Source organism: Caulobacter sp. BE264 (genome assembly GCF_031457805.1).
GTDB lineage: Bacteria > Pseudomonadota > Alphaproteobacteria > Caulobacterales > Caulobacteraceae > Caulobacter.
The window spans coordinates 340,056-364,980 of the sequence record NZ_JAVDXI010000001.1 but is presented as its reverse complement, the minus strand read 5'-3'; the positions used below and the strand labels follow the sequence as shown (position 1 = coordinate 364,980).

29 protein-coding genes are annotated in these 24,925 nt (G+C 66.8%); 12 read left to right on the top strand and 17 right to left on the bottom strand.

Annotation, left to right across the window (positions count from 1 at the left end):
* Nucleotides 1-143 precede the first annotated feature (143 nt).
* Nucleotides 144-611, top strand: coding sequence for a hypothetical protein (locus tag J2X45_RS01735; protein WP_310210481.1), 468 nt, complete (start codon nucleotides 144-146; stop codon nucleotides 609-611).
* Between the two features lie 73 nt (nucleotides 612-684).
* Here the strand turns inward: J2X45_RS01735 and tatC are convergent, their stop codons facing one another.
* The 8 genes from tatC to J2X45_RS01695 all read right to left on the bottom strand — a co-directional run bounded on the left by tatC (nucleotide 685) and on the right by J2X45_RS01695 (nucleotide 7,455).
* Nucleotides 685-1,587 (bottom strand): twin-arginine translocase subunit TatC, encoded by a 903-nt coding sequence (gene tatC / locus J2X45_RS01730; RefSeq protein ID WP_310210478.1) that lies wholly within the window; start codon nucleotides 1,585-1,587, stop codon nucleotides 685-687.
* Nucleotides 1,584-2,171 carry a Sec-independent protein translocase protein TatB gene (gene tatB, locus J2X45_RS01725; RefSeq protein WP_310210475.1) on the bottom strand — a complete coding sequence of 196 codons (588 nt, stop codon included), beginning with the start codon at nucleotides 2,169-2,171 and terminating at the stop codon, nucleotides 1,584-1,586. The genes tatC and tatB overlap by 4 nt, the downstream gene beginning before the upstream one ends.
* Nucleotides 2,172-2,253: 82 nt before the next feature.
* The gene (gene tatA / locus J2X45_RS01720; RefSeq protein ID WP_310210472.1) at nucleotides 2,254-2,478 is read right to left on the bottom strand and encodes a twin-arginine translocase TatA/TatE family subunit; all 225 of its coding nucleotides are present in this window, start codon (nucleotides 2,476-2,478) and stop codon (nucleotides 2,254-2,256) included.
* A gap of 133 nt (nucleotides 2,479-2,611) precedes the next feature.
* Entirely contained in the window at nucleotides 2,612-3,280 is a 669-nt protein-coding gene (gene scpB / locus J2X45_RS01715) for an SMC-Scp complex subunit ScpB (RefSeq protein ID WP_310210469.1), read from the bottom strand.
* Nucleotides 3,281-3,437: 157 nt separating this feature from the next.
* A complete protein-coding gene (locus J2X45_RS01710; RefSeq protein ID WP_310210466.1) occupies nucleotides 3,438-4,262 on the bottom strand; it encodes a ScpA family protein in 825 nt (274 codons plus the stop codon).
* Nucleotides 4,259-5,296: a beta-N-acetylhexosaminidase gene (gene nagZ / locus J2X45_RS01705; RefSeq protein ID WP_310210464.1), complete on the bottom strand. Its 1,038-nt coding sequence runs from the start codon at nucleotides 5,294-5,296 to the stop codon at nucleotides 4,259-4,261. Before nagZ ends, J2X45_RS01710 begins: the two co-directional genes overlap by 4 nt.
* Nucleotides 5,293-6,093 (bottom strand): SPOR domain-containing protein, encoded by an 801-nt coding sequence (locus J2X45_RS01700; protein ID WP_310210461.1) that lies wholly within the window; start codon nucleotides 6,091-6,093, stop codon nucleotides 5,293-5,295. The genes nagZ and J2X45_RS01700 overlap by 4 nt, the downstream gene beginning before the upstream one ends.
* A gap of 177 nt (nucleotides 6,094-6,270) precedes the next feature.
* Nucleotides 6,271-7,455 (bottom strand): deoxyguanosinetriphosphate triphosphohydrolase, encoded by a 1,185-nt coding sequence (locus J2X45_RS01695; RefSeq protein WP_310210458.1) that lies wholly within the window; start codon nucleotides 7,453-7,455, stop codon nucleotides 6,271-6,273.
* A gap of 88 nt (nucleotides 7,456-7,543) precedes the next feature.
* Between J2X45_RS01695 and erpA the strand changes: the two genes are divergently transcribed.
* Entirely contained in the window at nucleotides 7,544-7,876 is a 333-nt protein-coding gene (gene erpA, locus J2X45_RS01690) for an iron-sulfur cluster insertion protein ErpA (RefSeq protein WP_310210455.1), read from the top strand.
* Nucleotides 7,877-7,880: 4 nt separating this feature from the next.
* On the opposite strand, the gene J2X45_RS01685 is transcribed toward erpA, so the two are convergent.
* Nucleotides 7,881-8,255, bottom strand: a complete 375-nt coding sequence (locus J2X45_RS01685) for a hypothetical protein (protein ID WP_310210452.1) — start codon at nucleotides 8,253-8,255, stop codon at nucleotides 7,881-7,883.
* On the opposite strand from J2X45_RS01685, the gene xth reads away from it, so the two are divergent.
* Genes xth through J2X45_RS01670 form a run of 3 tightly spaced genes read left to right on the top strand, consistent with a single transcriptional unit; the run spans nucleotide 8,255 to nucleotide 10,564 of the window.
* Nucleotides 8,255-9,043 (top strand): exodeoxyribonuclease III, encoded by a 789-nt coding sequence (gene xth / locus J2X45_RS01680; protein ID WP_310210449.1) that lies wholly within the window; start codon nucleotides 8,255-8,257, stop codon nucleotides 9,041-9,043. The two genes, J2X45_RS01685 and xth, sit on opposite strands and share 1 nt — an antisense overlap.
* A 58-nt stretch (nucleotides 9,044-9,101) precedes the next feature.
* On the top strand, nucleotides 9,102-9,608 hold the full coding sequence (locus tag J2X45_RS01675; RefSeq protein WP_310210446.1) for a hypothetical protein: 507 nt from the start codon (nucleotides 9,102-9,104) through the stop codon (nucleotides 9,606-9,608).
* Nucleotides 9,609-9,652: 44 nt separating this feature from the next.
* Nucleotides 9,653-10,564 carry a hypothetical protein gene (locus J2X45_RS01670; RefSeq protein WP_310210443.1) on the top strand — a complete coding sequence of 304 codons (912 nt, stop codon included), beginning with the start codon at nucleotides 9,653-9,655 and terminating at the stop codon, nucleotides 10,562-10,564.
* Between the two features lie 6 nt (nucleotides 10,565-10,570).
* Here J2X45_RS01670 and J2X45_RS01665 read toward each other — a convergent pair whose 3' ends face one another.
* Entirely contained in the window at nucleotides 10,571-11,209 is a 639-nt protein-coding gene (locus J2X45_RS01665) for a LysE family translocator (RefSeq protein WP_310210440.1), read from the bottom strand.
* A 100-nt stretch (nucleotides 11,210-11,309) separates the two neighbouring features.
* Between J2X45_RS01665 and J2X45_RS01660 the strand changes: the two genes are divergently transcribed.
* Complete coding sequence (locus J2X45_RS01660; protein WP_310210437.1) at nucleotides 11,310-13,154, top strand: DUF885 family protein; 1,845 nt, start codon at nucleotides 11,310-11,312, stop codon at nucleotides 13,152-13,154.
* A gap of 31 nt (nucleotides 13,155-13,185) precedes the next feature.
* Here J2X45_RS01660 and J2X45_RS01655 read toward each other — a convergent pair whose 3' ends face one another.
* On the bottom strand, nucleotides 13,186-14,103 hold the full coding sequence (locus J2X45_RS01655; RefSeq protein WP_310210434.1) for a Gfo/Idh/MocA family oxidoreductase: 918 nt from the start codon (nucleotides 14,101-14,103) through the stop codon (nucleotides 13,186-13,188).
* A gap of 119 nt (nucleotides 14,104-14,222) precedes the next feature.
* On the opposite strand from J2X45_RS01655, the gene J2X45_RS01650 reads away from it, so the two are divergent.
* On the top strand, nucleotides 14,223-15,248 hold the full coding sequence (locus tag J2X45_RS01650; RefSeq protein WP_310210431.1) for an NADP-dependent oxidoreductase: 1,026 nt from the start codon (nucleotides 14,223-14,225) through the stop codon (nucleotides 15,246-15,248).
* Nucleotides 15,249-15,340: 92 nt separating this feature from the next.
* Here the strand turns inward: J2X45_RS01650 and J2X45_RS20290 are convergent, their stop codons facing one another.
* Entirely contained in the window at nucleotides 15,341-15,688 is a 348-nt protein-coding gene (locus J2X45_RS20290) for a hypothetical protein (protein ID WP_404979990.1), read from the bottom strand.
* Between the two features lie 284 nt (nucleotides 15,689-15,972).
* Here J2X45_RS20290 and mdoH point away from each other — a divergent pair, with 284 nt between their 5' ends.
* Both mdoH and J2X45_RS01640 read left to right on the top strand, forming a co-directional pair.
* Nucleotides 15,973-17,964 carry a glucans biosynthesis glucosyltransferase MdoH gene (gene mdoH / locus J2X45_RS01645; protein ID WP_310210429.1) on the top strand — a complete coding sequence of 664 codons (1,992 nt, stop codon included), beginning with the start codon at nucleotides 15,973-15,975 and terminating at the stop codon, nucleotides 17,962-17,964.
* A gap of 86 nt (nucleotides 17,965-18,050) precedes the next feature.
* Nucleotides 18,051-18,947 (top strand): cobalamin biosynthesis protein CbiG, encoded by an 897-nt coding sequence (locus tag J2X45_RS01640; RefSeq protein WP_310210424.1) that lies wholly within the window; start codon nucleotides 18,051-18,053, stop codon nucleotides 18,945-18,947.
* On the opposite strand, the gene J2X45_RS01635 is transcribed toward J2X45_RS01640, so the two are convergent.
* Nucleotides 18,944-20,359 carry an MATE family efflux transporter gene (locus J2X45_RS01635; protein ID WP_310210421.1) on the bottom strand — a complete coding sequence of 472 codons (1,416 nt, stop codon included), beginning with the start codon at nucleotides 20,357-20,359 and terminating at the stop codon, nucleotides 18,944-18,946. The two genes, J2X45_RS01640 and J2X45_RS01635, sit on opposite strands and share 4 nt — an antisense overlap.
* A gap of 112 nt (nucleotides 20,360-20,471) precedes the next feature.
* Between J2X45_RS01635 and J2X45_RS01630 the strand changes: the two genes are divergently transcribed.
* Nucleotides 20,472-21,488, top strand: coding sequence for an SDR family oxidoreductase (locus J2X45_RS01630; RefSeq protein WP_310210418.1), 1,017 nt, complete (start codon nucleotides 20,472-20,474; stop codon nucleotides 21,486-21,488).
* Between the two features lie 25 nt (nucleotides 21,489-21,513).
* On the opposite strand, the gene J2X45_RS01625 is transcribed toward J2X45_RS01630, so the two are convergent.
* Nucleotides 21,514-21,996 (bottom strand): hypothetical protein, encoded by a 483-nt coding sequence (locus J2X45_RS01625; protein WP_310210415.1) that lies wholly within the window; start codon nucleotides 21,994-21,996, stop codon nucleotides 21,514-21,516.
* 117 nt (nucleotides 21,997-22,113) lie between these two features.
* Between J2X45_RS01625 and J2X45_RS01620 the strand changes: the two genes are divergently transcribed.
* A complete protein-coding gene (locus J2X45_RS01620; RefSeq protein ID WP_310210412.1) occupies nucleotides 22,114-22,500 on the top strand; it encodes a VOC family protein in 387 nt (128 codons plus the stop codon).
* Between the two features lie 7 nt (nucleotides 22,501-22,507).
* Nucleotides 22,508-23,542, top strand: a complete 1,035-nt coding sequence (locus J2X45_RS01615; protein WP_310210409.1) for a ThuA domain-containing protein — start codon at nucleotides 22,508-22,510, stop codon at nucleotides 23,540-23,542.
* On the opposite strand, the gene J2X45_RS01610 is transcribed toward J2X45_RS01615, so the two are convergent.
* The 3 genes from J2X45_RS01610 to J2X45_RS01600 form a co-directional block, all read right to left on the bottom strand.
* Entirely contained in the window at nucleotides 23,539-24,096 is a 558-nt protein-coding gene (locus J2X45_RS01610; protein ID WP_310210406.1) for a DUF2239 family protein, read from the bottom strand. The two genes, J2X45_RS01615 and J2X45_RS01610, sit on opposite strands and share 4 nt — an antisense overlap.
* Nucleotides 24,096-24,431 carry a GIY-YIG nuclease family protein gene (locus tag J2X45_RS01605; protein WP_310210404.1) on the bottom strand — a complete coding sequence of 112 codons (336 nt, stop codon included), beginning with the start codon at nucleotides 24,429-24,431 and terminating at the stop codon, nucleotides 24,096-24,098. Before J2X45_RS01605 ends, J2X45_RS01610 begins: the two co-directional genes overlap by 1 nt.
* Nucleotides 24,432-24,492: 61 nt before the next feature.
* Nucleotides 24,493-24,879, bottom strand: a complete 387-nt coding sequence (locus tag J2X45_RS01600) for a hypothetical protein (RefSeq protein ID WP_310210401.1) — start codon at nucleotides 24,877-24,879, stop codon at nucleotides 24,493-24,495.
* Nucleotides 24,880-24,925: the final 46 nt, after the last annotated feature.

Sequence of the window (24,925 nt, the reverse complement as noted above, 5' to 3'; positions counted from 1 at the left end):
ATTCAGCTCAAGCGTTAGCGGAAATTAGCCGTGCTTGCTCATGCGAGTTTAATTCGAAGCGCGGAAAAGCCCCGCTCAATTCAGTGCGCTTCTTCCTCCCCGAAAAACGGCCCTCCCCGGCCACTCACTCGATCATTCAAAGGATGACCATGAAGACGTTCGCCGCTCTCGCCGCCCTCGCCATCGCCGCCGCCGTCGCCGCCCCGGCCAGCGCCAAGACCAACCAAGTCCGCGTTTCGATCGCCGGCAAGAACTCGGTTGAAATCCAGAACGAAATCAAGGCCGCCGCCACCACCGTTTGCACCACCAACGGCAAGCTGGTCGCCCAGGACTGCGTCGAAAGCGCCGTCACCAGCGCCAACCGTCAGCTGGCCATGATCGTCCGCGCTCGCGAAACCGGTAAGGCCCTGACGACTGAAAGCGTCTCGGTCGTTCGCATCGCGCTGAAGGGCAAGAGCCGCGACCAGATCCACTCGGAAATCCGCGTGGCCGCCCAGACCGTCTGCAAGGCCCAGCCGCGCTTCAGCGTCTCCACCTACCAGTCGTGCGTCGCCGACACCGTCCGCGCCGCCAAGGCTCAGCTGCAGGCTCGCGTCGGCGCGGCCGCCTAAAGCCACCCGAAAACACCCCGCTCCTCTGGGAGCAAAGAAGGGGCTCCGCGACAGGATCGCGGAGCCCTTTCGTTTACAAGGCGACGAGATCCTTACCCGCCTGCTCGTCTTCTTCCCGACGACGGCGCTCAATGAGCCACACGCACCAGATCGAGATCTCGTAGAGCAGGCAGAGCGGGACCGCCAAGGTGATCTGGCTGATCGGGTCAGGCGGCGTGACAACCGCCGCGACCACGAACACGGCGACGATCGCATAGCGACGCCCCGTCCGCAGCATTTGAGAGGTCACCAGCCCGGCTAGGCCGCCCAGCGACAGCACGACCGGCAGCTGGAAGCTGAGGCCAAACGCCAGCAGCAGCGTGGTCACCAGGGTCAGGTACTCCGACACCCGGGTTTGCAGAACCACCGTCACGCCGTCACCGACCATCTGCTGGCTCAGCGAGAACCACAAAACAAACGGCAGCATGACGTAATAGACCAGTGAGGCGCCCATCAGGAACAGCACGGGCGAGGCGATCAGAAACGGCAGGAACGCATTGCGCTCCTTCCTGTAGAGACCCGGCGCCACGAACCGGTAGAGCTGCCAGGCGATGATCGGGAACGCCAGGATGATGGCCCCAAACGCCGACAGCTTGATATTGGTGAAGAACTGCTCCAGCGGCGCGGTGGCCTGCAGGGTGATGTTGGCCAGCGAGCCGGCCGCGAGCTTCTTCACGCCCACCAGCGCCAGCAACAGGTCGAACGGACCGTGCTGCCCGCCCCCGTCCTGCATCGCCTTCAGCCCCTCCGCCACCGTGAACGGACGGACGAGGAAAAGGAAGATCGGCTTGACGAACGCGAAGCAAACGCCAAACGCGATGGCGATGGCCGCGACGCAGATGATCAGACGCGTGCGAAGCTCGATCAGGTGATCCAGGAGCGGCGCCCGGGAGGCCTCGATCTCCTCGTCGGGGTCATGTCCGATGGCTGTACTCACGAGACGATGTCCGAAGCGGTGGAGCCGCCGGCCTTGCTGGCGCGCTTGCGCGGCGTGCGGACGGCCTTGGGCGCCTCCACGGTGATCTCTTGTTTGGCGCTGGCCCGCTTGCGCGGCGCCTTGCTGGGTTCGACCAGAACAGGTTCGACGGCGACCTTCTTGCGAGACGCGCGCTTGGGCTTGGCCTCGACAATCTCCGCCGACGGTTCAGCCGTCGGCAGGATCGAGTTGTGGGTCTCGGCGGCCGCATAGGGATGGGCCTGCATCGCGCCGCTGGACAGCGAGGCGTCAATGTCGGCGAAGACCTGGTCGACCTGAACGTCGCGCGCGGCCTCGGCGGCGTCCTTGACGGGGCTGGAGAACTGTCCCGACCGCATGGCCTGAACCTCGCGGCGCAGTTCGTCGAGTTCGGACTGACGCGCCATCTCATCGAAGCTCGCGCGGAACTCCGACGCCATGCCGCGCATGCGACCGACAAACTGGCCGAGCTTGCGCAGCAGAAGGGGAAGGTCCTTGGGACCCACCACGATCAGGGCGACGGCGGCGATGATGAGAAGTTCTGTGCCGCCGATATCAGGAAGCATGGACGCGCCTTAGACCGCAGGAGCCGCAAAGCGCCCCGCGAGGTTGGACCATCGCGCGAGGCAGAACCCCGCGCGCTCGATCTTACGACTTGCGAAGCTCTTCGGCTTCGGCCTCGGTGCGCGGCAGAGCGCCCTTGGCCTTGTTGTCGGCGACTTCGCTGCTGGTGTCTTCCTTCAGGCCGTCCTTGAACGCCCGGATGCCCTTGGCGGCGTCACCCATGATGCCCGAGAGCTTACCGCGACCGCCGAACAACAGGGCGACGACCCCGATGACGATCACCCAGTGAATCCAACTCATGCTACCCATAGCGTCGGTGCTCCTTGCGACAGCGGCGCTTTAGACCGTGCGCCGCGTCGTTACAATCTCTGACTCTATATAGGCGCTCGCATGGCGCAGAGCCAAGCGTGACCGGACCTCAGAAGCGTCGGCGCCGAGCGGGTCAGGCTTTTTCGGGCTCGCCCAGGAAATCCTGCGCGAATTCGGGCGCATCACCGTCGTCGAGATCGAGGGGATCTTCCTCTTCGCCGGGTCTCAGGCCCAGCGGATCCGGCACGGTGAAGCCCGGCGGCAGATTCATTTCCAGGAGGCCGGCAGCCTTCATCTCGGCGATTCCGGGCAGGTCCGCCAAAGTCGCCAAGCCGTAGTGCTCCAGGAAGGCGTCGGTGGTGCCGAACGTCACCGGCCGTCCGGGGGTGCGCCGCCGCCCCCGCATGCGGATCAGACCCAGCTCCAGGAGGACGTCGATGGTTCCCCGGCTGGCCTGCACGCCCCGCACGGCCTCGATCTCGGCGCGCGTGACGGGCTGATGGTAGGCGACGATGGCCAGAGTCTCCTGCGCGGCCTTTGACAGGCGACGCGGCTCTTCCCGTTCCTCGGTCATCAGGAACGACAGGTCGGCGGCCGTCTGGAATCGCCACCGCCCCGCAACGCAGGCCAACTCGATCCCCCGCCCCTCGTATCGCCCGCGCAGGGCCGCGATCGCGGCGGCGATATCGGCGCCTTCGGGAAGACGCTTGGCCAGATCGACATCGCTCAGCGGCTCGGCGGCCGCGAACAACAGCGCCTCGATGCAGCGCTCGACAAAGAGAGGGTCCAGTTCGATGGTCATGGCCTCGCCATAGCCGATTTCCCCGGCGAATGCCGGGGCCCAGATTCAGCCTGAGCGGTTTGGGGTGATGCGAAAAGCGCTCTGTCGATCTGTCGAACGACAATGCGTTCGATCTGGACCGCGGCCTTCGCCGGGGAGGTCGGAGCGAAGAGCAAGTTCACGAACCGACGTCCAGCGGCTCCGCTCGTGTCCGCAAGTAGATGTCCTGGAAGTGCTCGAGCTGCCGCGCCTCCAATACGCCCTCCTTCACCAGCTCCAACGACGCAGAGAGCGTAGACGCCAAATAAGACGCCGATGACGGACCATCATCCTCCTCCAGCACCCGCCCCAAGGGCGCTACCGAGGTCAGGACGGTCCAGTCCTCCATCTTGGGCAAGAGCCCCCGCAGGCGGTCACGAGCATCTTCCAGCGGGTAGGCCGTAGGCGGACGCGGCGCATAGTGACGGCTGTGCTCACGCTTGCGCTGAACGATGTAGGCGCTCATCAGGCCGTAGAGATCGCCCTCCAGCCGGGTCGACGAGACGATCTTCACGGCATCCGGGTCACCGCGCATGAAGACGTCGCGCTTGAGGATCGGACGCTCCTTCAGGGCCTCCACGGCCTTGCGCATCACGTCCAGCTTGGCCAACCGGAACGCCAGTTGCGCGGCCATTTCCTCGGCCGGCGGCTCCTCAGCCTTGGCGCGCTCGGGCTTGGGCAGCAGCAAGCGCGACTTGAGATAGGCCAGCCAGGCGGCCATGACCAGATAGTCGGCCGCCAGGGCGAACCGCACGCGGCGCGCCTGCTGGACGAAGGCCAGATACTGTTCGGCCAGACGGGTGATCGACAACTGCAGAAGGTCGACCTTCTGGCTCCGCGCCAGGGCCAGCAGCACGTGAAGCGGGCCTTCGTAGCCATCGATGTCGATGACGAGCGCTGCGCCATCCTCGGCCGCCTCGTTGGCGGCCTCAAAGTCGAATGTGGGCTGAAAGCCCGTGCTCAAGCGTACTTTCCGTCGAAGGCCGCATCGAAGCGCGCCCGGGCTTCGGCCACATCGAACGGTTCGGGGACCTTGACCAGGCGCCCCATGACCGCCTGCGCGCGGCGACGGGCCTCCTTGCCCATCCGCCCGACGCCGGACATCACGGCCTTCATCTCGGCCATGTCGCCGTTGCAGTGCAGGACGACGTCGCAGCCGGCCGAAAGGCTGTCCTTGGCGCGCTGCTTGAAGTCGCCCGACAGAGCCTTCATCGACAGGTCGTCGCTCATCAGCAGTCCGTCGAAGCCGATGGACTCTCGAATGATCTTCTTGATCGCCTTCTTCGAGGTCGTGGCCGGGTTCTTGCGGTCGATGGCCGTGTAGACGACGTGCGCGGTCATCGCCATCGGCATGTCCGAAAGCACCCGGAACGGCGCGAAGTCGCGCGCGTCCAGTTCGGCCAGCTTGGCGTTCACCACCGGCAGCTCTAGATGGCTGTCGGCCATGGCCCGGCCGTGCCCCGGAATATGCTTGATGATCGGCAGAACCCCGCCGGCCAGCAGACCCTCCGCCGCCGCGCGGCCCAAGGTCGCGACCTGCTCGGGCGTATCGCCATAGGCGCGGTCGCCGATGATCTCGTGGCCCTTGGGATCGGGAACATCCAGTACCGGGACGCAGTCGACATTGATCCCCAGCGCATGCAGGTCATGCGCGATCAGACGCGCGCCAAGACGCGTGATCTCCCGCGCGACCAGCGGATCGTTCGCGACCAGCTCGCCATAGGCCCGGCCCGGAGGATAGGTGCGCCAGTGTGGCGGTTGCAGACGCGCGACGCGGCCGCCCTCCTGGTCGATCAGGATCGGCGCGTCAGGTCGGCCCACCGTCTCGCGCAGGGCGGCCGTCAGGGCCCGGACCTGGTTGGGGTCGGCGATGTTGCGCTTGAACAGGATGAAGCCCCAGGGCTTCACGTCCTTGAAGAAGGCGACCTCGTCGGCCGTCAAGGTCGTCCCGGCGCAGCCGAGAATAGCGGCGGAAGGCGCGCCCATCAGAAGGCTCACTTTACGAAGCAGGATTTGCCCGAGGCGGCGATCGCCTCGCAGAAGGCCTTGGCGGCCTCGCGGGTGGCGAAACCCGTCACCGAGGTGCGGTAGAGCGTCGTGCCGTTCTTATCGACCGTCTCGACCTTCTTGCCCTTGCCGGCCGCGAGGCCCGGCGCCAAGCGTACGGCCTCGGTCCAGGCCTTGTCAGCCAGCGCCGGCGACGACAAGGCGCCGATCTGCACGGAAGCCGGCCCGGTCGCCGTCGCGGCGGGCTTGGGCGCGCTGACGGCCGTGACCGGCGCCGCCGAGACGGGCTTGGGCGCGGTCTGCGCCAGCTGAACGGGCTTGGGGGCGGGCTTCTGGGTCGCCGCTGCGGTGGCCAGCGACTCGATGGTCGGGGCCGGCGTGGCCGGCTTGGCCGCCGGCAGGCTGGCGGTCTCCACAGGGGTCGCCGCCGTCGGCGCGACGGGACGGGCCTGGGGCGTTTCCGGCGGCGCAGCGAACGTCGCCGACGGCTGCGGATCCTCGTTGTGGTAGATCTGGAGGCCCGAGGCCGGGTCCTTGGGCTGGCTGCCCTCGGCCGGAGGGGTCTTCATCTGCGCGACTTCGGTTCCGACCGCCTGGGGCGGCTCATTGGGTCCGCGCACGCCGCCGCGATAGATCATGACGACCGCCACCACCAGGGTCACGAGCACCACCGCGCTGATGATGAGGGTCATGGGGAGCGGGCGCGCGCCCCGCACCGGCTGACGCGCATCGAACGACAACGGCGCGTCGGTAGGCGGCGTATAGGCCCCGCGGTGCGGATCGGACATCTCAGATAGGCTCCAAAACTCGGCGCGCCGACGGGCGGCGCACGGAACGACGCATCGAATCAGACGCGCGCGACGCTAGGTTACCCAAGGCCGGCCCGTCCCAGAAGCGCCCGCCCCGTTCCGGTGGCGGGCGATTGACTGCTCGCCTCCCCGGTCCGGGTCCCGATCCTTCGGAGATCAGTTCCAGACGTCGAGGTGGAACAGCTTGCGATGTTCTTCTATCGCGAAGCGGTCGGTCATACCCGCAATATAGTCGCAGACCACACGGGCTCGGCCGGCTTCGTCGCGGTTCTGCGACTTGGCGAACCAGACGGTGGGCAGCACCTCCGGCTCCCGCAAGAAAAGCGAGAACATTTCGCCCAGAATACGGCGAGCCTGGCTGCGCGTGCGATTGACGCGCCAGTGACGATACATTCGCTCGTAGAGGAAGCCGCGCAGCCTGGCCAGATCCTCAGCCATGTCCGACGAGAAGGCGACCAGAGCATGGTCCAGGGCCCGGACCTCGTCAGCCGACTGGACGCCGCTGGCCGCCGCGCGATGCAGCGTCTCGCCCATCACGTCGTCGACCATGGCCCCGATCATGCGGCGCACCGCCTCCAGATGGGTGAGGCGCGCGTCGAGATCCGGCCGCTCACTCTTCACCGCCGCCAGGATCGGGCCGATCAACGGCACGTCCATCAGCTCATCCAGCGTGAACAGGCCCGCCGTCACGCCGTCATCGACGTCATGGTTGTTGTAAGCGATGTCGTCGGCCAGGGCCGCGACCTGGGCCTCGGCCGAAGCCCAGGTGTTGAGGCCCAGCTCATACTCGTTGTCGTACTTGGAGATCGCCTTCCACGAGGGCTTGCCCAACTTGGTGGTCACCGGCCCATTGTGTTTGATCACGCCTTCCAGCGTCTCCCACGTCAGGTTCAGGCCCACGAAATCGGGATAGCGGTGCTCCAGCTCCGTCACGACCCGGAAGGTCTGCACGTTGTGGTCGAACCCGCCGTACTCGCGCATCTGGATCTCGAGTTCGTCCTCGCCCGCGTGGCCGAACGGCGGGTGGCCCAGGTCGTGCGCCAGGGCGATGGTCTCGGCGAGGTCGGCGTCCAGGCCCAGGGCGGTCGCCAAAGAGCGCGCCACCTGCGCGACCTCCAGGGTGTGGGTCAGGCGCGTGCGGAAGTTGTCGCCCTCGTGAGCGACGAAGACCTGGGTCTTCTCCTTCAGGCGCCGGAAGGCCGAGGTATGGATGATGCGGTCGCGGTCACGCGCGAACGGCGTGCGGGTGCGGCTCTCGTCCTCCTTGAACCGACGCCCCTTCGACTTGGAGGGATCCTCGGCGTAGGGCGCGCGGGGGACGAAGTACGGAGTCTGGGACATAGACCGCCTTTATCGCATTGGACGATTTGGCCCCTTCCGAAGAGGCCTCGACACCCTCATATAGGCCGAAGGTGATTTTTCCACAGCCATGACCCAGATCGACTTAACGCTTTCCGAAAACGCCGCCCGCCGGATCAAGGCCATCGCGCAGACCGAGGGCCGTCCGCTGATGCTGCGCGTCGCCGTCGACGGCGGTGGTTGCTCGGGCTTTCAGTACCGCTTCGATCTGGTCGACACCGTCGAGGACGATGATCTGAAGGTCGAGCGTGATGGCGCAGCGGCGCTGGTCGACGTGGTGTCGCTGGCCCTGCTGAAGGGCTCGGAGATCGACTTCGTCGACGAACTGGCCGGCGCGGAGTTTCGGGTTCGCAACCCTAACGCCAAGTCCAGCTGCGGCTGCGGCGTCAGCTTCTCGATCTGAGCTGTCAGACCGGCACGAACTGTAAAAGCGTCATCGTGGCCGCGCCCCAGGCCAGGGGCGTCACCATGGCGGCCCAGGCCAGCGGCGTCGCCCCCTTGCGCCAGAGGATCCATCCCGCCAGCGGCCCCAGCAGGCAGACCACCCAGAACAGGGCGGCGAAGGCGAAACCCAGCCACGCGATCGGATTGAAGACGTTGCCGGCGCGGTCAAAGACCAGAGGCGTAAAGATCGCCAGGATCGCGCCGAGCACGGCCAGCAGGCCGCAAACGCCGGTCGCCAGCGTCATCAACGCCAGCTGCGTGCGATCGATGGGCTTCTTCCCCGACTTGAGCGCGGCCTTCATGCGCCCTAGCCTCCCGCCGCACCTTGGAGCCGTCAATGCGTATCGCCACCTGGAACGTCAATTCGATCAACGCTCGCCTAGAAGGGGTATTGGCGTGGTTCGAGTCGGAAGCCCCCGACGTGGCCGTGCTGCAGGAGATCAAGTGCGTCGACGAGAAGTTCCCGACCGAAGCCTTTGAACGGCTTGGCTATAACGTCGCCGTCCACGGCCAGAAGACCTACAATGGCGTGGCCTTGCTCTCGAAGCATCCGATCGAGGATGTCCGCAAAGGCCTGCCCTTCCTCTCCGACGACGAGGCCGACGAGCAGGCGCGCTATGTCGAGGCGGTGATCGCCGCGCCAACGCCGTTCCGGGTGGTGGGTATCTACCTGCCGAACGGCAACCCGATCGGGACCGAGAAGTTCGCCTACAAGCTCTCCTGGATGCGCCGCCTGCACGCCCATGCCCAGGGCCTGCTGGCGTTCGAGGAACCTCTGGTGATCGCCGGCGACTACAATGTCATTCCCGAAGCCGAAGACGTGGCCAACCCACAGGCCTGGCTCGGCGACGCGCTGTTCCAGCCCGAGAGCCGCGCGGCCTTCCGCGCCCTGAAGAACCTCGGGTTTGCCGACGCCTACATGCAGGCAGACGGTGCGCCGGGCGGCTACACCTTCTGGGACTATCAGGCCGGCGCCTGGCAGCGGAACCTCGGGATCCGCATCGATCACCTGCTGCTTTCGCCTCAGGCGGCGGATCGCCTGACCGGCCTCGTGATCCACCGTGACGAGCGGGACAAGGAAAAGCCCTCGGACCACGTGCCGGTGGTCGGTCATTTCCGAGACTAGGCGCGATAGACACACCCAGGGTTTAGTGCAAAAACTCTGAAACCCTCGGAGGTTTCAGATGCTCGCATCAGCTGTGATAGCCTTCGTCCTGGCGACGACTACGCCGGTCGCGCCACCGGCCGCCGTTGCGACATCGCCCACAGAGGCCGCGCGCTACGCGCTGACCCACGGCTGCCTGGCGGCCGTGCACAAGGGCGTCAAGCTGGCCGGCCTCTCCAACCCGTTCATCGTCTTGGCGGACAAGGGGCGCGGGATTTACGTGATGAAGGGCGCTGGCCAGATTCTGATGTCGGATAGTCCGCCACAGGTCGGCTGCTACATGCGTGTCGGCCAGGGCGACGGCGAAGAGCTGCGCCGCATCGTGCTGGGCTTGCTGGCGGCCGAGGCGCCGACGCGTCCGGTTCAGGATAGCGGTCCGGGTTCCAAGCCGATGCGCCAGGAGCTTCATTGCGTAAAGGTGGGAGGGCGCCCCATGACGGCCCTCCTATCCAGCGCCAACGGTCCTGGCGGAGCGCCCCTGCAGGTCTCGCTCCTGCGTGAACAGGACATTTGCCGCGTCCCGTAGGCCGCCTGTCGCCTTGTCGCGACTCTCGTTAGCCTTGAGACACTATGAGCGAACTCGCGCGTCTTTTGCTGTTCGTGGCCATCGCCGGCTCGGCGGTGACGTTCCTGGGCAGCCTGGCCATCTGGTACGGCGATGAGGACCGGCGCATTCGCCGCGCCCTGCGCAACGTTCTCAAGAGCGAGCCGGAAGGCGTTGTGGTCGCGCGCGGGCGCGGACGCGGCGCGGGCTTTTCCTTCTCCACCAACCTGCTGGCGGTCGCCTGGGATCGCGGCGCTTGGTGCCTAATCTACCGCCTGGAGGAGCTGGTCGGCGCAGAACTTCTGGTGGACGGGCAGGTGATGGGCCGGGTCTTTCGAGGCGAAGGCCGGCGCGCGATCGACCATGTCGCGCCTCAGGCCCAGACGGTGACCCTCCGCCTGATCTTCGACGATCCGCGAAACCCCGACTTCGCTCTGGACCTCTGGGCGCCGGGCGACGAGACGCGTCGCGAGAGCAAGTCGCCCGCCGAACTGATGCAGGAAGCCAATCGCTGGCTGGCCCGTTGCGAGGCGATCGTGCGCCGCCCGCTGCCGCCGCGTCCCGTGCGGGAGGCGGCGGAGACCGTCGTGGCGTCTCCCCCGCTCCAGGCCACGCCGCCCGTCGCCCTGGAGCCGGACGAGGAAGAAGACGACGACTTCCACGCCCCCCCGCCCCCCCTGCCCGACACACCCCCGCCGCTGGCCCGTCGCTCGTCTTTCGACGACGCAAGACGGCCGACCGCGTCGCGTCCGGGGTCACGCCCCGCACCACCGCCCGTCGCGTCCCGCGAGCCGGACATGTTCGATGACCCGCCCTGGGACGATGACGAACCTGCGCCCCAAACGAAACCGGCGCCGGTCTACCAACCAGTCTCCAAGGCGCGGCGGGAGACCAACAACGATCAGGACGAGCTGCCGTTCGACCTTGATGAAGACTAGCCGGCGTCAGCGTCCGGTTTCGACGGCGATCCAGGCGGCGGTGGCGGCCAGCGCCAGGGCGAACAGGCGGCGGCTGACGGGACTGGAGCCCGTGGCGATCACGCGACGCGCCAAGCCGTCTGACGAGAGGACGATGGCGCCGTGGACCACAATGCTGACGAGGATATGCGTCCCGCCCAGGATCAGGGCTTGCATCGTCGGCGACGCGTGACCGGTCTGAATGAAGCCGGGCAGAAGAGTCACGTAGAAAAGCGCGGCCTTGGGATTGAGCAGGTTCGCCAGCAGCCCGCGACGAAAATGCACCCAGGCCCGGCCGTCTTCACCTCGCCAGTCAGTCGGCTTCTCGCCGCGCCAGGCGTCGAAAGCCAGCCATAGAATATACACGACCCCCGCCCAGCGTAGGATCTCATAGAGCGGACGATTCAGTCGGAGGATCTCGGTCAGTCCCGCCACTGAAGCGAGCATATAGGCGAGCAGGCCTGCGGTGATGCCGGCGATTGTCACCAGCCCGGCGCGACGCCCCTCGACCGCCGACAGGCCCGCCAAATAGCCCATGTTCGGGCCCGGCGTCAGCTCGATCAGCACGATGGCCGCTAGAAACGGGGCGATCGCGCCAGGATCGACAGGCCACGCGGCGTGGGACAAAGAACTCTCCTGCGGGTTCCGATCATCGAATCGGCGATCGTTCACCGATCGCCTCGGCTCTGGCGAGCCGGTGGTGAATGGGCTTACCGTGAAGGTCCAAGTGGGGGAACACCACAAGATGGATAGACGCCAGTTTCTGATCGGTGCGGCCGCGACGGCGCCGCTGCTCGCCGCGACCTCGGCGTTTGGCGCGCCAGGCCCACGTGACGCCGAGCTTCGGACGCTGCTCGACTCTTTCTGGACCGCCGAACTCGACGCCGCGCCGGAAATGACGACGTCGCTGGGTCTGGATGTGGGTACGCGCGCGGCGCAGCGCGGCAAGCTCAACGATGTCTCACGCGCCGGCCGTAACGACTGGATAGCCTCGCGCAGGGCCAGGCTGTCGCAACTTTCCAAGATCCCCACGGACCAGCTTTCGCCAGCCGCGCGCATCGACCTGGAGGTGACGACCTACACCTACCGCCGTTCGGTCGAGGGCGGTTTGAAGTACGACTTCGGCGAAGGCCGGGCCGGGTTCGGCTACGCGCCCTACTCGCCTTATGTGCTGAGCCAGCTGACCGGAGCCTATCAGGCGACCCCTGACTTCCTGGATTCGCGGCACCCGATCCGGACGCAGGACGACGCAGAGGCCTATCTCTCGCGCCTGAAGGCCTATGCCGTCGCCCTGGATAGCAACACCGAGGCTCTGGCGATGGACGTCGCCAAGGGCGTCCTGGCCCCCGACTTCGCCCTGGACGCCGGCCTGGCGCAGCTGCGGCGACAGCGAGCCGTCGCCGCGGCCGACGCCAGCGTGACCCGATCCCTCGCCACGCGCGCCGCCAAGGCAGGCCTCCCAGGGGACTGGGCGGCCCGCGCGGCGGAGATCGTCAGCGCCAGCGTCAATCCCGCCCTTGACCGGCAGATCGCAGCCTTGGAAGCGGCCCGCGCCAAGGCCACAGGCGACGCCGGCGCCTGGAAACTGCCTGACGGCGACGCCTTCTACGCCGATGCCCTGGCCTTCCAGACCACCACACGCCGCACGCCCGATGAGGTGCATCGGCTGGGCCTGCAACAGGTGGCTGAGCTGGAGGCCCAGATCGATGCGCGCCTGCGTCGCCTGGGACTGACCGAAGGGACGGTCGCCCAGCGCCTATCGGCGCTTTCCGCTCGCCCGGACCAGCAATACGCCAACACCGACGCGGGTCGCGCCCAGCTCCTGACGGACCTCAACGGCCAGACCGCCGCGATCCGCGCCCGCATGGGCACGGTGTTCAAGACCCTGCCGGCCGCGCCGGTCGAGATCGTTCGCGTGCCGCAGGAGATCGAGGATGGCGCGCCAAACGGCTATGCCCAGCCACCCGCGCTGGACGGCTCGCGCCCGGGTCGTTTCTACATCAACCTCAAGGACACGGCCGAGTGGCCGAAGTACAATCTGCCGACCCTCACCTACCACGAGGCCCTGCCCGGGCACGTCTGGCATGGATCGATGCTGCTGGGTTCCCAGGAGATCCCGATGCTAAGGCGCGCCGGAATGGGCTTCGCCGCCTATGGCGAGGGCTGGGCGCTTTACGCCGAACAGCTGGCCGCCGAGATGGGCGTCTACGACGGCGATCCTCTGGGCGAGATCGGCTACCTGCAGTCGCTGCAGTTCCGCGCCGTGCGCCTGGTGGTCGACACGGGCCTGCACTTCAAGCGCTGGAGCCGCGCTCAGGCCGTCGACTACATGGTCAGTCAGACGGGCATGCCCCGCCCCCGCGTCCAACGCGAGATCGACCGCTACTGCATCTGGCCGGGCCAGGCCTGCAGCTACAAGATCGGTCACGTCGAATGGGTGCGACTGCGGGAAGACGCCAAGAAGCGCGCCGGCGCCCGCTTCGATCTGAAGACCTTCCACGACGTGCTGCTGCAGGGTCCGATGCCGCTGGTCGTTCTGGAACAGACCCTGACAGCGATGTTCCCCGCCTGACGGTTGGCGCTCAGGTTGGTCGGGGGGGCGCTTAGCCCTCGACCGCCTGCTCGACCGCCAGCGCCAGATCCAGCGCGCGCGCAGCTTCCTCGCCGGTCACGATCGGCCCAGGGGCCTCGCCGCGCACCGCCGACAGGAAGCCAGCGACCGAAAGGCCCAGAGGATCCTTGCCGGCGGGGGTCTCAGTGAAGTTCTCGATCAGCGGATAGGGCGTGGTGTTGCGGAACGTGCGCTGCAGGAAGTCGATCTCGACCTCGCCCGACGGGTAGACGACCTTCATGGTCCGCTCACGGGCCTCGGCCACGCGCGAGCTGTCGAACACGGCGGTGAAGCCGTTGTCGAAGGTCGCCTCGGCCTTGACCCAGTCGAGCGAGGTCGAGCGGGTGATCGCGCCCTCGCCTTCCACCGCGATCGGCGCGCCGTCGCAGAGCGCCAGGGCCAGGTCGATGTCGTGGATCATCAAGTCCAGCACGACCGAGACGTCGAGATTGCGGTCCGACGGGGTGCCGCGACGCACCGCTTCCAAGCGTAGCGGCTGTTCGGGAATGTCCAGCAGGCCCATGGCCTGGAACACCACGCGTTCCTGATGCCCGCAGGCGAGCGGGACGCCAGCCTTGGCGGCGGCGGCGACCATCTTGTCAGCGTCGTCAGGCGACACCGCGATCGGCTTTTCCGAATAGACCGGCTTGCCCGCCTTGAGCGCGGCCAGGGCCGGCGCGGCGTGATGAACGGCCGGTGCGGCGACGGTGACCACGTCGACGGCGGCCAGGAACGCGTCCATGTCGTCATAGCCTTGCGCGCCGAGCGGTTCGGCCAGGGCCTTGGCGCGCGCCAGGTCGATGTCGAACACGCCGACCAGGGTCACGCCGTCCAGCTCGGCGTACTTCTTGGCGTGATAGCCGCCGAACACTCCGGCGCCGACGACGCCCGCTTTCAGAGTCTGGGTCATGGGCCGCTGTCTACCGCGCTTCGCCGTCGCTTAGAAGCACTGGCGACTTGCGTGAGGGCGCGCTAAACATCCGTTTAAATTTGCAGCCCTTGGCCACGACCAAGGCAGGGAGGACACCCATGACCACCTCGCGCGAGATCCGTCTGAAAGCTCGTCCCGTCGGGATGCCCAAGGCGTCGGACTTCGACCTGGCGACCGTCGAGCTGCCCGCGCCGGGCGACGGCGAAATCCAGGTCAAGAACCTGTGGATGTCGGTCGACCCCTACATGCGCGGCCGCATGTACGACCGCCCCAGCTACGTGCCGCCGTTCCAGCTGGGCGAAGCCCTGCAGGGCGGCGCGATCGGCGAGGTGATCGCCTCCAACGACCCCGACTTCAAGCCGGGCGACATGGTCAGCTCGATGTTCGGCTGGCGCGAGGCCTATAACGCTCATCCCAAGTCGCTGGCCGCCGCGGGCATGGGCGCGATCACCAAGATCGAGACCCATGGCATCCCTCCGCAGGCGTTCCTGGGCGTGGTCGGCATGCCCGGTATGACCGCCTATGCTGGTCTCCTGCGCGTCGCGGCGCTCAAGGACGGTGATGTCGTGTTCGTCTCGGCCGCCGCCGGCGCGGTGGGCTCGATCGTCTGCCAGATCGCCAAGCTGAAGGGGCACACCGTGATCGGTTCGGCGGGGGGGCCCGAGAAGGTGGCGTTCCTGAAGTCGATCGGCGTCGACCACGTGATCGACTACAAGGCCACGCCGGACGTGGTGGCCGAACTGGCCAAGGTGGCGCCCAAGGGTATCGACGTCTATTTCGAGAACGTCGGTGGCGTGCACCTGGAAGCGGCCATCAACTCCGCCCGCCCGTTCGCCCGTTTCGCGCTTTGCGGCATGATCTCGCAGTACAACGAGACCGGAAAGCCCGAGGGCCCGTCAAACATCATCCTGGCTGTCGGCAAGAGCCTCCGCCTGGAAGGCTTCATTGTCTCGAACCACTTCGATCTCTACCCGCAGTTCGCCAAGGACATGTCCGAGTGGATCAAGGCCGGTAAAATCACCTGGAAGGAAACGGTCGAGGAAGGCGTCGAACGCGCCCCGGACGCGTTCCTCAAGCTCTTCACCGGCGAGAACCTTGGCAAAATGCTGGTGAAGCTGGGCTGACGATAATCGCCACGGGGCCGGACGTCAGCCGGTCCTGTGGTCAGGCAAGAAGCGAGCGGGCGGCTGGGCGACCGGCCGCCCGCTTTCTTTGTTCAGGGCCGTGTGCGCAATTCCGCGATGTCCAGGCTCCGGGGCGTCTTCTTGAATGAGAAGGAGACCCGCGATCCTGGCGTGATCGGCGCCTCCGCCAAGACATCCGCGTAAACCCTGAAGCGATCACGGCCTGGCTTGAGGCCCGCGGGGCTCGCACCTTCGTGATCGAGCGTGAGAATCTGACCCTCCAGACTGGCGATAACGCCCTCCGAGTCGTATTTTGGCAGCCCTTCAGTCGACATAACGACTTCAACCGCGCTCCCAGCGGGACCCGTTTCAGGAGAATCTCTCCCGCAAGCCGCGAGCCCCAGAAGCGCAATAGCGCCTATAATCACTCGAAAATTCATATACTTATGAACCGATCCCGGAATGTCCGCCCACCGCTGCCGAGCGCGAGGTCACAAATTCTTCTCGCAACTGCGAAATCAACGTGATTTCTGGTAGCGAATTTGTGATCGAAGTTTTACTGTAGGCGCACCGGCGGCTCTCCACGCCGGTAGCTTCCGCCGCGCAGCGCTCCAGACGCCCCGCCCCGTTCCCTAGCGAACCCACGGGCTGGCGAAAAGAGGCTGAGGCGGAAGACGCGCGCGGAGAGAGCCCGGCTTGCCGGAAAAGTCCGAGAACTGACGATATGAGCGATCGCTCCGCCCTCTTCGATGTGCGCACCTCCACCAGCGTGAGCCTCGATCAGGTCGTTCGCCGTGACACCGTCGAGATCCCTTCGGAAGCGCCTCTGGCCATGCCGGTTCAGCCGCTGAGCTTCTGGCAGGGCGGCGCGCGTCGCGCCACGGCGCTGATCCAGAACATGACCCTGCGCCGCTGGTTGCTGGGCCTGATGACCGTGGCCATGGGCGTCGCGGGCTGGAAGGCGTCGTTCGACACGATCGCACTGGGCGGCGTGACTCGCCTTGAGGCCGTGGTGGTCGCGCTCCTGGCGCCGCTGTTCCTGGCCCTGTCGCTGTGGTTCTGCACCGCCTTCATCGGTTTCGTGGTGCTGATGGGCAAGCCGAAGGACCCGCTGGGCATCGACGGCGATACGCCGATGCCCAAGCTGCATACGCGCACCGCCATCCTGATGCCGGTCTATAACGAGGACGCTACGGCGGTTTTCGCGCGGCTGCGCGCCATGGACGCCTCGATCGCCGAGGCCGGCGCGGCCCGTAACTTCGACATCTTCGTGATCAGCGACACGCGCGACGCTCAGGTGGCGCTGGCCGAGCAGGCCTGCTTCGCCCGCTTCCGTCGCGAGGCCAGCTGCAACGTCTACTACCGCATCCGCAAGGAAAACACGGGACGCAAGGCCGGCAACGTCGCTGACTGGGTCAGCCGCTGGGGCAGCGCCTACGAGCACATGCTGGTGCTGGACGCCGACAGCCTGATGACGGGCGAGGCCATGGTGCGTCTGGCCGACGCCATGGAGCGGCACCCCGGCGCAGGTCTGATCCAGACCATGCCGATGATCATCAACGGTCAGACGATCTTCGCCCGCACCCTGCAGTTCGCCACGCGCCTGTACGGCCGCGTCGCCTGGACGGGCCTGGCCTGGTGGTCGGGCTCGGAGAGCTCGTTCTGGGGTCATAACGCGATCGTGCGCACCCGCGCCTTCGCCGAGACCTGCGGCCTGCCGCACCTGCCCGGCCCCAAGCCTTTCGGCGGCGAGGTCATGAGCCACGACGCGCTGGAAAGCGCGCTGCTCCGCCGCGGCGGCTGGAGCGTGCATCTGGCCCCCTATCTGGATGGCTCCTACGAAGAGAGCCCCTCGAACCTGCTCGACTTCGCCACGCGTGACCGTCGCTGGTGCCGCGGCAATATCCAGCATGTGCCGCTGATCGCCCTGCCGGGCCTTCACTGGATGAGCCGCATGCACCTGGTGATCGGCGTGCTGAGCTACGCCCTCTCGCCGCTGTGGTTTTTCTGCTTGTCGGCCGGCCTGATCTCGCGCGCCCTGATGCCCGAGCTGAAGAAGGCCGCCTTCACCATGGCCGACCTGAAGGCCGCCGCCCACGCCCTGATCGACTGGCGCGAGATCCAGGCCACCGCCTGGGCGATGATCATCACCTTCGTGCTGCTGTTCGGCCCCAAGATCCTGGGCGCCATCCTGGTGCTGGCGCGCAAGGGGGAAGTGAAGGGTTTTGGCGGCAAGCGGCGCATGGCCGCCGGTCTGGCCGTCGAAATGCTGTTCTCGGCCCTGGTCGCGCCGATGCTGATGTTCACTCAGACCCGCGCCATCGTCGAAATCCTGGCTGGCAAGGTCGGCGGCTGGGCCGCTCAGCGCCGCGACGCCGACAAGGTCGACTTCAAGGAGGCCTGGGCCGCCATGGGCTGGATCAGCCTGTCGGGCCTGATCCTGGCTGGCTCGTTCTGGTTCACGCCGGACCTTCTGACCGCCACCGCGCCCATTCTCGCCGGCCTGGTCTTGGCCGTTCCGCTGACCATGCTGGGCGCCCACAAGGTGGCCGGCCTGAAGCTGAAGACCAACGGCCTGTTCATGACGCCGGAAGAGCGCCGTCCGCCGGCGATCGTCCGCGCCGCCGTGGGCCCCGCCTGCGAGCCGCCGATCCGCTGGTTCGCGCGTCACGGCCGCCCGATCGGCCCGACCACCAAGATTCGTGACGCGGCCTGATCGTCGGTAACGCTGAACCGGGCTGGTCCTGACGTTCCCGGAGCGGTAGAAGCGCGGCTTCGTTTCCGTCCAAGGAGCCGCGTGCCGTGTCGCGTCTGTTCAGCGCCTATGTAATCGTCGATTGGAGCGCGGCGGCCAAGCCGACCACGGGCGCGGACTCGATCTGGATCGGCGTGCTTAAGCGCGACGTGCGTTTCCGCCTGAGTTTCGAGAGTTACAATCCGGCGACGCGCGGCGAGGCCGAGACCAAGCTGGCGGCTATTCTCGACGACCTGAAAAAGCGCGGCGAACGCGCTCTGGTGGGCTTCGACTTCCCGCTCGGCTTTCCGCGCGGCCTCGCCCATGCCCTGGCCCTGCCCGGCGAAGCGCCCTGGCGAGCGGTCTGGGATCAGTTGGCCAAGATGGTCAAGGACAAGGCCGACAACACCAACAACCGCTTTGGCGTGGGCTCGGAAATCAACCGGCGTCTGACTGGCGGCCCGTTCCCGTTCTGGGGCTGCCCACCGAAGGACGCCCTGACCACCCTGCAACCCAAGCGTCCGCGTGAGCACGGTCCTGAAGATCTGCCTGAGTTCCGCTATGCCGACCAGGCGGCCAAGGGCGCGCATTCGATCTGGAAGCTCTACTACAATGGCTCGGTGGGCGGTCAGGCGATCATGGGCATCCCTGCCGTGCGCCGCCTGAGGGACGCCCGCGGCGACGCCGTTAGGGTCTGGCCGTTCGAGACGGGCTTCAAGGCCTTGACCGACGCCGACTTGGAAGGCGTCGAGGTCGTGGTGGCGGAGGTCTATCCCTCGCTGCTGAAGCCGACACCGGCGCCGGGCGAGGTCAAGGACCTGGCCCAGGTCCGCAGCCTGGCCGAACACTTCGCCAAGCTCGACGAGGCCGGCAAGCTGGGCGCGTCATTCGACGCACCGAAGGCCCTGGGCGAAGAGGCGCTGGTCGCCGCCGCCACCGAAGAAGGCTGGATTCTGGGGGCTTAAGCCGCCCCCAGCGCCGCTTTGCGGTCTCGCCAGTCCAGCATCCGGAACCGCATCAGCAGGAAGCCTGCCGCCAGGAAACTGGTGACGATGATCGAAATCAGCACGCCGTTGAGGCCCATGCCCTTCGGGATCGCCAGCCACCACGCCAGCGGCCCCATGACCAGCGCATAGCTGATCAGGTGCGTGATCGTCGGGACCCAGACTTCGCCGCGCGCACGCAGCGCCTGGGCCGCGACGACCTGCACCGCGTCGGGCGCGAAGAACAGACACGAGAGCACCAGGGCCGGCAAGATAAGCGCCAACGCCGCCGGATCGGTGGTGTAGGCCAGGGCAACCCAATGCTTGGTGGGATAGAGCAGCAGGCCGAACAACACGCCGATCACTGCGATCACCGCAAAGGCGATCCACCCGGCGCGGGTCATGCCTGCGGGGTCGCGGGCGCCATAGGCTCGCCCCACCAAAACCGCCGTCGCCGAAGCCACGCCCAGCGGCACCATGAAGATGATCGCCGAGACGTTCAGCACCACCGTGTAGGCGGCCACGGCCAAAGCGCTGATCCAGCCGCAGATCAGGTTCATGCCGGCGAAGGCCGAAACCTCGAAGAAGTTGGACGCGCCGGCGCCATAGCCGATGCGACGCTGCTCGATCTCAGCCGACCGATTGCGCGCGGGCTTGTCGAATACGCCCAGCTCGCGAGCGTCCTTCATGCGGATCACAAAGATGGCCAACGCCAGCGCCAGCGCCGATCGCGCGATAAAGGTCGCCCAGGCGCCGCCCACAGCGCCCAGCGCCGGAAGCCCCATCACGCCCGGCACCAGTAAGAGGTTGGCGCCCAGGTTCACGACATTGGCCAGCCACATCATCGCCGCGCCCGGTCCGGGCCGCGAAAGCCCCTCTAGCCAGAAGGTCAGAACCACCGAAATCGCGTAAACCGGCAGGGACAGCGAAAACACGATCAGCGGCAGGGTCGCGCCCTCGGCAAGGCCGTCCTTCAACCCCATGGCCTGCAGGAACATGGGCCCAGACAGCGCCAGAAGCGTCATCGACCCAAAGCCCAGCCACGCGGCGTAGGCCAAGCCGCGCCGCAGCACCGCGCCGGTCTCATGCGGATTGCCCGCCCCCATCGCCCGCGCGGTCATCACCTGAACGCCGACCAGAAGACCCACCGTCGCAGTGACAAATACCGAGGACGGCGCCCAGGCCATGGCGTGATAGCCAAGCTGCTGCGCCGAGAAATGTCCCACCACGATCGCGTCGGTCAGGCCCATCACCATGATGCCCAGACGCGACAGCACGACCGGCCCCGCCAGGCGGAGCAGTTCGATCAGATCGGTCATAATGGGGCCGCGCGGCCGCTCCGGGAGGAGCGCCGTTCCGGCCGCGTCGCGCGGCATGGTCGTCACCACTGTCAAAGAAGGAGCGCAAAGTGGCTCATGCCCGTTTTCCGGGCAACCTGCATTTAGCGGCGCTTGGAACATCGCGCCACCCCGACGGTTACCCAACTCCGTCCCTCAGGAGCGCGCCATGACCAAGAGCCATACCCCGGAGTTCGAGCATACCGGCGAACGGGTCGCCCAGGCCTATCGCGAGATCCAGGCGCCGCTCGACGCGCAGGAAGCGCGATCATTCGATCCCAAGAACGAGCCGGCCGAAAGCCCGCCCAAGGCGATGCAGGCCGGCGCGCGCGCATATCCTGCGCCGCCCTATCCCGAGCAGCATCAGGCGAAGCCCGGCCAGGAGCATCGCCTGAATCCCGCGCCGATGTACGAGGCGCCCTTCTACAAGGGCTCAGGGAAGCTCGAGGGAAAGGTCGCGCTGATCACCGGCGCCGACAGCGGCATCGGTCGCGCGGTGGCGGTGCTGTTCGCCCGCGAAGGCTGCGACGTCGCCATCGCCTATCTCGATGAGGACCGCGATGCGGCGGAGACCAAGGCCGCCGTGGAAAACGAGGGCCGCCGCGCCATTCTGCTGCCAGGCGATGTGGCGGATGCAGGCTACGCCCGGGCGGCGGTCGAACGCACTGTCGAGGCTTTCGGTCGCCTGGACGTGCTGGTCAACAACGCCGCCTTCCAGGAACATGTCACAGCGTTCGAGGACCTCACGCCCGAACACTTCGACCGCACCCTGCGGACCAACCTCTACGGTTACTTTCACATGGCCCAGGCGGCGGTGCGGCATCTGCCCAATGGCGGCTCGATCATCAATACAGGTTCGGTGACCGGCCTGCTGGGAAACAAGGACCTGTTGGACTACTCGATGACCAAGGGCGGGATTCACGCCTTCACCCGCTCGTTGGCCACCCACCTGATCGACAAGGGAATCCGGGTCAACGCCGTCGCGCCCGGCCCGGTCTGGACGCCGCTGAACCCGGCCGACAAGTCCGCGCCGCATGTCGCCCAGTTCGGAGCCAAGACGCCCATGCGGCGGGCCGCGCAGCCCGAAGAGATCGCGCCGGCCTATGTGTTCCTGGCATCGCCCCAGACCGCCAGCTTCATCACCGGAGAGATCCTGCCGATCATCGGCGGCTACTCCGGCGGCTAGACCGTTAGGTGGCCGAGCGGCCGCGCTAGTGCGGCCATACCTCGGTCAGCACCTTGGCCTGACCGTCCTTGAAGCTGACCTCCATCGACGGATCCTTAGGCTTCCCGGCGGCGAACAGTTCGTAGATGACCACGCCGTCGTTCTGCTTGCTCTCAATCACCCGCACCGGCGTGATGGCCTTCCCCGAGGCTGCGGCGACGTCTCGCACAATCTTGGGCGCGTCGGACCAGGCGATGTCGCGCTGGGTTTCGACGATGGCCCAGACGCCGTCCTTCTCCAGCAGGTCGAATTCGATCTCCGAGCCGTCCGGCATCACGCCTTCCACGTCGAAGTAGCGGCGGTTCTCGCGCTCCTTGAGCTCGGCTTCCTTGATGGTCATGCCCGGCGCGGCGGCCCTGACGACGGCCACCACCGCGGCCGGCAGATCCTTCGCGGCGACGGGTGTGATCTTGGTCTCGACGGCGGGCGCGACGACGAAGGCAAGAGCCGAGATCAGATGCGGGATCATGGGGGCCTCTCCTTGAAACACAGGGGTCGACCATATCCGCCTTCCGGCCGAGAAACGATGCAAAGGCGGTATCGCAGACGCGTGCTATCAGTTTGCCCGTCATCTGGAGTCGCAAGTATGGCCCGCCGTGTCGCGCTCGTTTCCCTGTTGGTCGCTGATTACGACGAGGCGATCGCCTTCTATGTCGGCAAGCTTGGCTTCACACTCGTGGAAGACACCGACATGGGGCACGGCAAACGCTGGGTCATCGTCTCGCCGGGGAGCGACGGGACGAACTTCCTCCTCGCCCGCGCCGTGGGCGAGCAGGCCGAGGCGATCGGTCGCCAAGGCGGCGGGCGCGTTTGGCTGTTTCTGCATACGGACGACTTCGTTGGCGACTACGCCCGCATGAGCGAGGCCGGAGTGCGGTTCCTTGAAGAACCCCGCCATGAAGCCTACGGCACGGTCGCTGTCTTCGAAGACCTGTCCGGCAATCGCTGGGATCTGATGCAACCCAAGGCCTGAGAACGCTATGACCCGCCTTCTGACCCTTGTCGCGCTGGTGACCGCCCTCGCCTGTTCAGGCGCGCAGGCCGCACCGAAGATCCGCGTGCTCTATCTGGACCAGTCGGTTGGTTGGCTGCACGCACCGGTCGCCCGCCCCAAGAACAGCAACGGTCCGACACTGTCCGAAGTAGCCATCGCCGAGATCGGCGGCCAGAGCGGCGCCTTCAGCGTTGAGGCCACGCAGGACGCTCGCGAAATCACGCCCGAGAAGCTCAAGACCATCGACGTCCTGATCTTCTACACCACAGGCAAGCTACCCATCTCGGCCGCCAACTGGCAGGCGATCCAGCGCTGGGTCGAGAGCGGCCAAGGCGGCTTTGTGGGCCTGCATAGCGCCACCGACACCCATTGGCCCTATTCCGGCCCCGGCCAGACCTATACCGACTTCATCAACGGCAAGTTCGCGGGGCATCCCTGGACGCAGGGCACGCCGGTGACCATCCAGTCGCTCGGTGGCCCCAACCCGGTCAACAAGGCTTGGCCGGGGCGCTTCGCCTACGCCGAGGAAATCTATCAGTACTCGGACTATGACCCCGCCAAGGTCCGGGTGCTGCAGGCCTTGGACTTCACCGAGACGCCGCTGAAGCGTCCCTGGTTCGTGCCCGTCACCTGGACGCGCCAGATCGGCAAGGGCCGCCTGTTCCAAACCAATCTTGGCCACACGCCCAGCACCTGGGACGATCCGCGCTATCGCGCCCAGCTTCTGGATGCGATCCGCTGGACCGCGCACCGTCTTCCCGGCGCGGCGACGCCCAATCCCGAGGAGCAGGCGCTGTGGGCCCTGCGGTCTCTGCTGGCCTATGCGGGTGTTCCGAAGGCGGAGGTCGAGGCGCGGGTCGCTCGGCTGGCCAAGACAGACAGGGCCTGGCTGCTGGACGCAGCAGCCAGAACGGCCGCCCTGCGCCCGCTGTGGCCAGCGAAGGCCGAGGACGACAAGACCGCGTTCGACGCTGCCTACCAGGCTGTTCTTAGCGATGTACTGGCCCGCTCCGCGCGCTAAGCGCCCTCTTCGGCGGCGAAGGCTTCGGCGGCGTAGGTTCTAAGCTGGGCGGCGATATCGCCAGGCCACGCCTCGATCAGCGCTTCGAAGCCCGCGTCATCGCCGGCGAACAGTCGCCGCATGGCTTCCTCGAACCCTGGGAGATCTCCAGCCATGGCTGAAGCGAACCGATAGGCCGCATCCCGCGAGGCTCGGATTCGATCGGGTCCCTCCGCCGCGCGCCGGGCGGCCTCGACCAGCTTGCGCAACGCCACCGAAGCGCCGCCGGGCTGAGCGGCCAGCCAGTCCCAGTGGCGCGGCAGCAAGGTCACTTCGCGGGCCACGACGCCAAGCTTAGGTCGGCCCCGGCCACGCGGCGGCGTCTCTTCGGGTTGCAGCCGGGCCCTGACCGCGTCGGGACCACCACTGAGGTCGAAGTCCACCGAGCGCCCAGCCGGATCGAAGATCAGCACCCCGGCTTCACGCGAGAGGGCCTCCGCCGCCAGCGCCGCCTCGAGTCTCGAACCTGCGGCGATCCGCCGATGGCCGTGGAAGACCACAAACCGCTCATCCATCAGTTCAGCCCCCGGGCGCCCGCCGCGCCGATCCAGTGGTCCCGGCGATCCCGCAATCGCGAGGCGCGGCCAAAGGCGTCCAGGCCATCGACATCGATCACCTCAACCGCTTCGAAGGCGAAGGCGTCCGCGCCGTGAGCGTTCCAAGCCGCCTGAAGACTCGGCTCACGGTGCGAGCCGAGCCGTAGCGAGAACCAGATTCCGCTCTGTCGGGTGGAAAGGTCGGGCGTCGCACCGATCCAGACCTCGCCGGTCGTCACGCAGCGAACAGCGTACACACCGGCATCGAACTTGCGTTCTTTATAACCGCGAAGCAGCGCTTTGCGTCCGGACATGGCGAACCTCCTGGAGCGCCTTTTATCCGGATGAAATCTTGAGTCAATATCGCCCGGGTAATTATCCCGCGATCGGCTTGTACGTGATGTAGCCCCGCTCCACCATCCGGCGTGTGGCCTCGTAGACAGCGGAGAGCTCCTCGTAGGTCGACCGCAGATGAGCCAGACGCGCCAGCTGACCTTCCGAAAGCGTCGCCCCGCCTTCCGCCATCATCGCGGCTTCGCTGACCCACTTGGCCCGCGCAGTCGCCGCCGCCACGGCCAGCCGCTGGAACTGGGCGCCCTCCACCTTGGGAAAGGTCGCGCCCAGCACCGCCTTGTTGGAGGCGTAGGCGGTGTAGTCGATCTGTTCGAGATAGCCGCGCAAGCGCCGCTGGACCTGAGGGTCCACGTCCGTGGGCTCGAAATGGTCGCCGGTGCGGCGCGTACTGGAAGTCATGGTCGCCATGACGGCCTCCGATCCAGCCGAAAACCGGCCGCTCAGATCTCCAGTC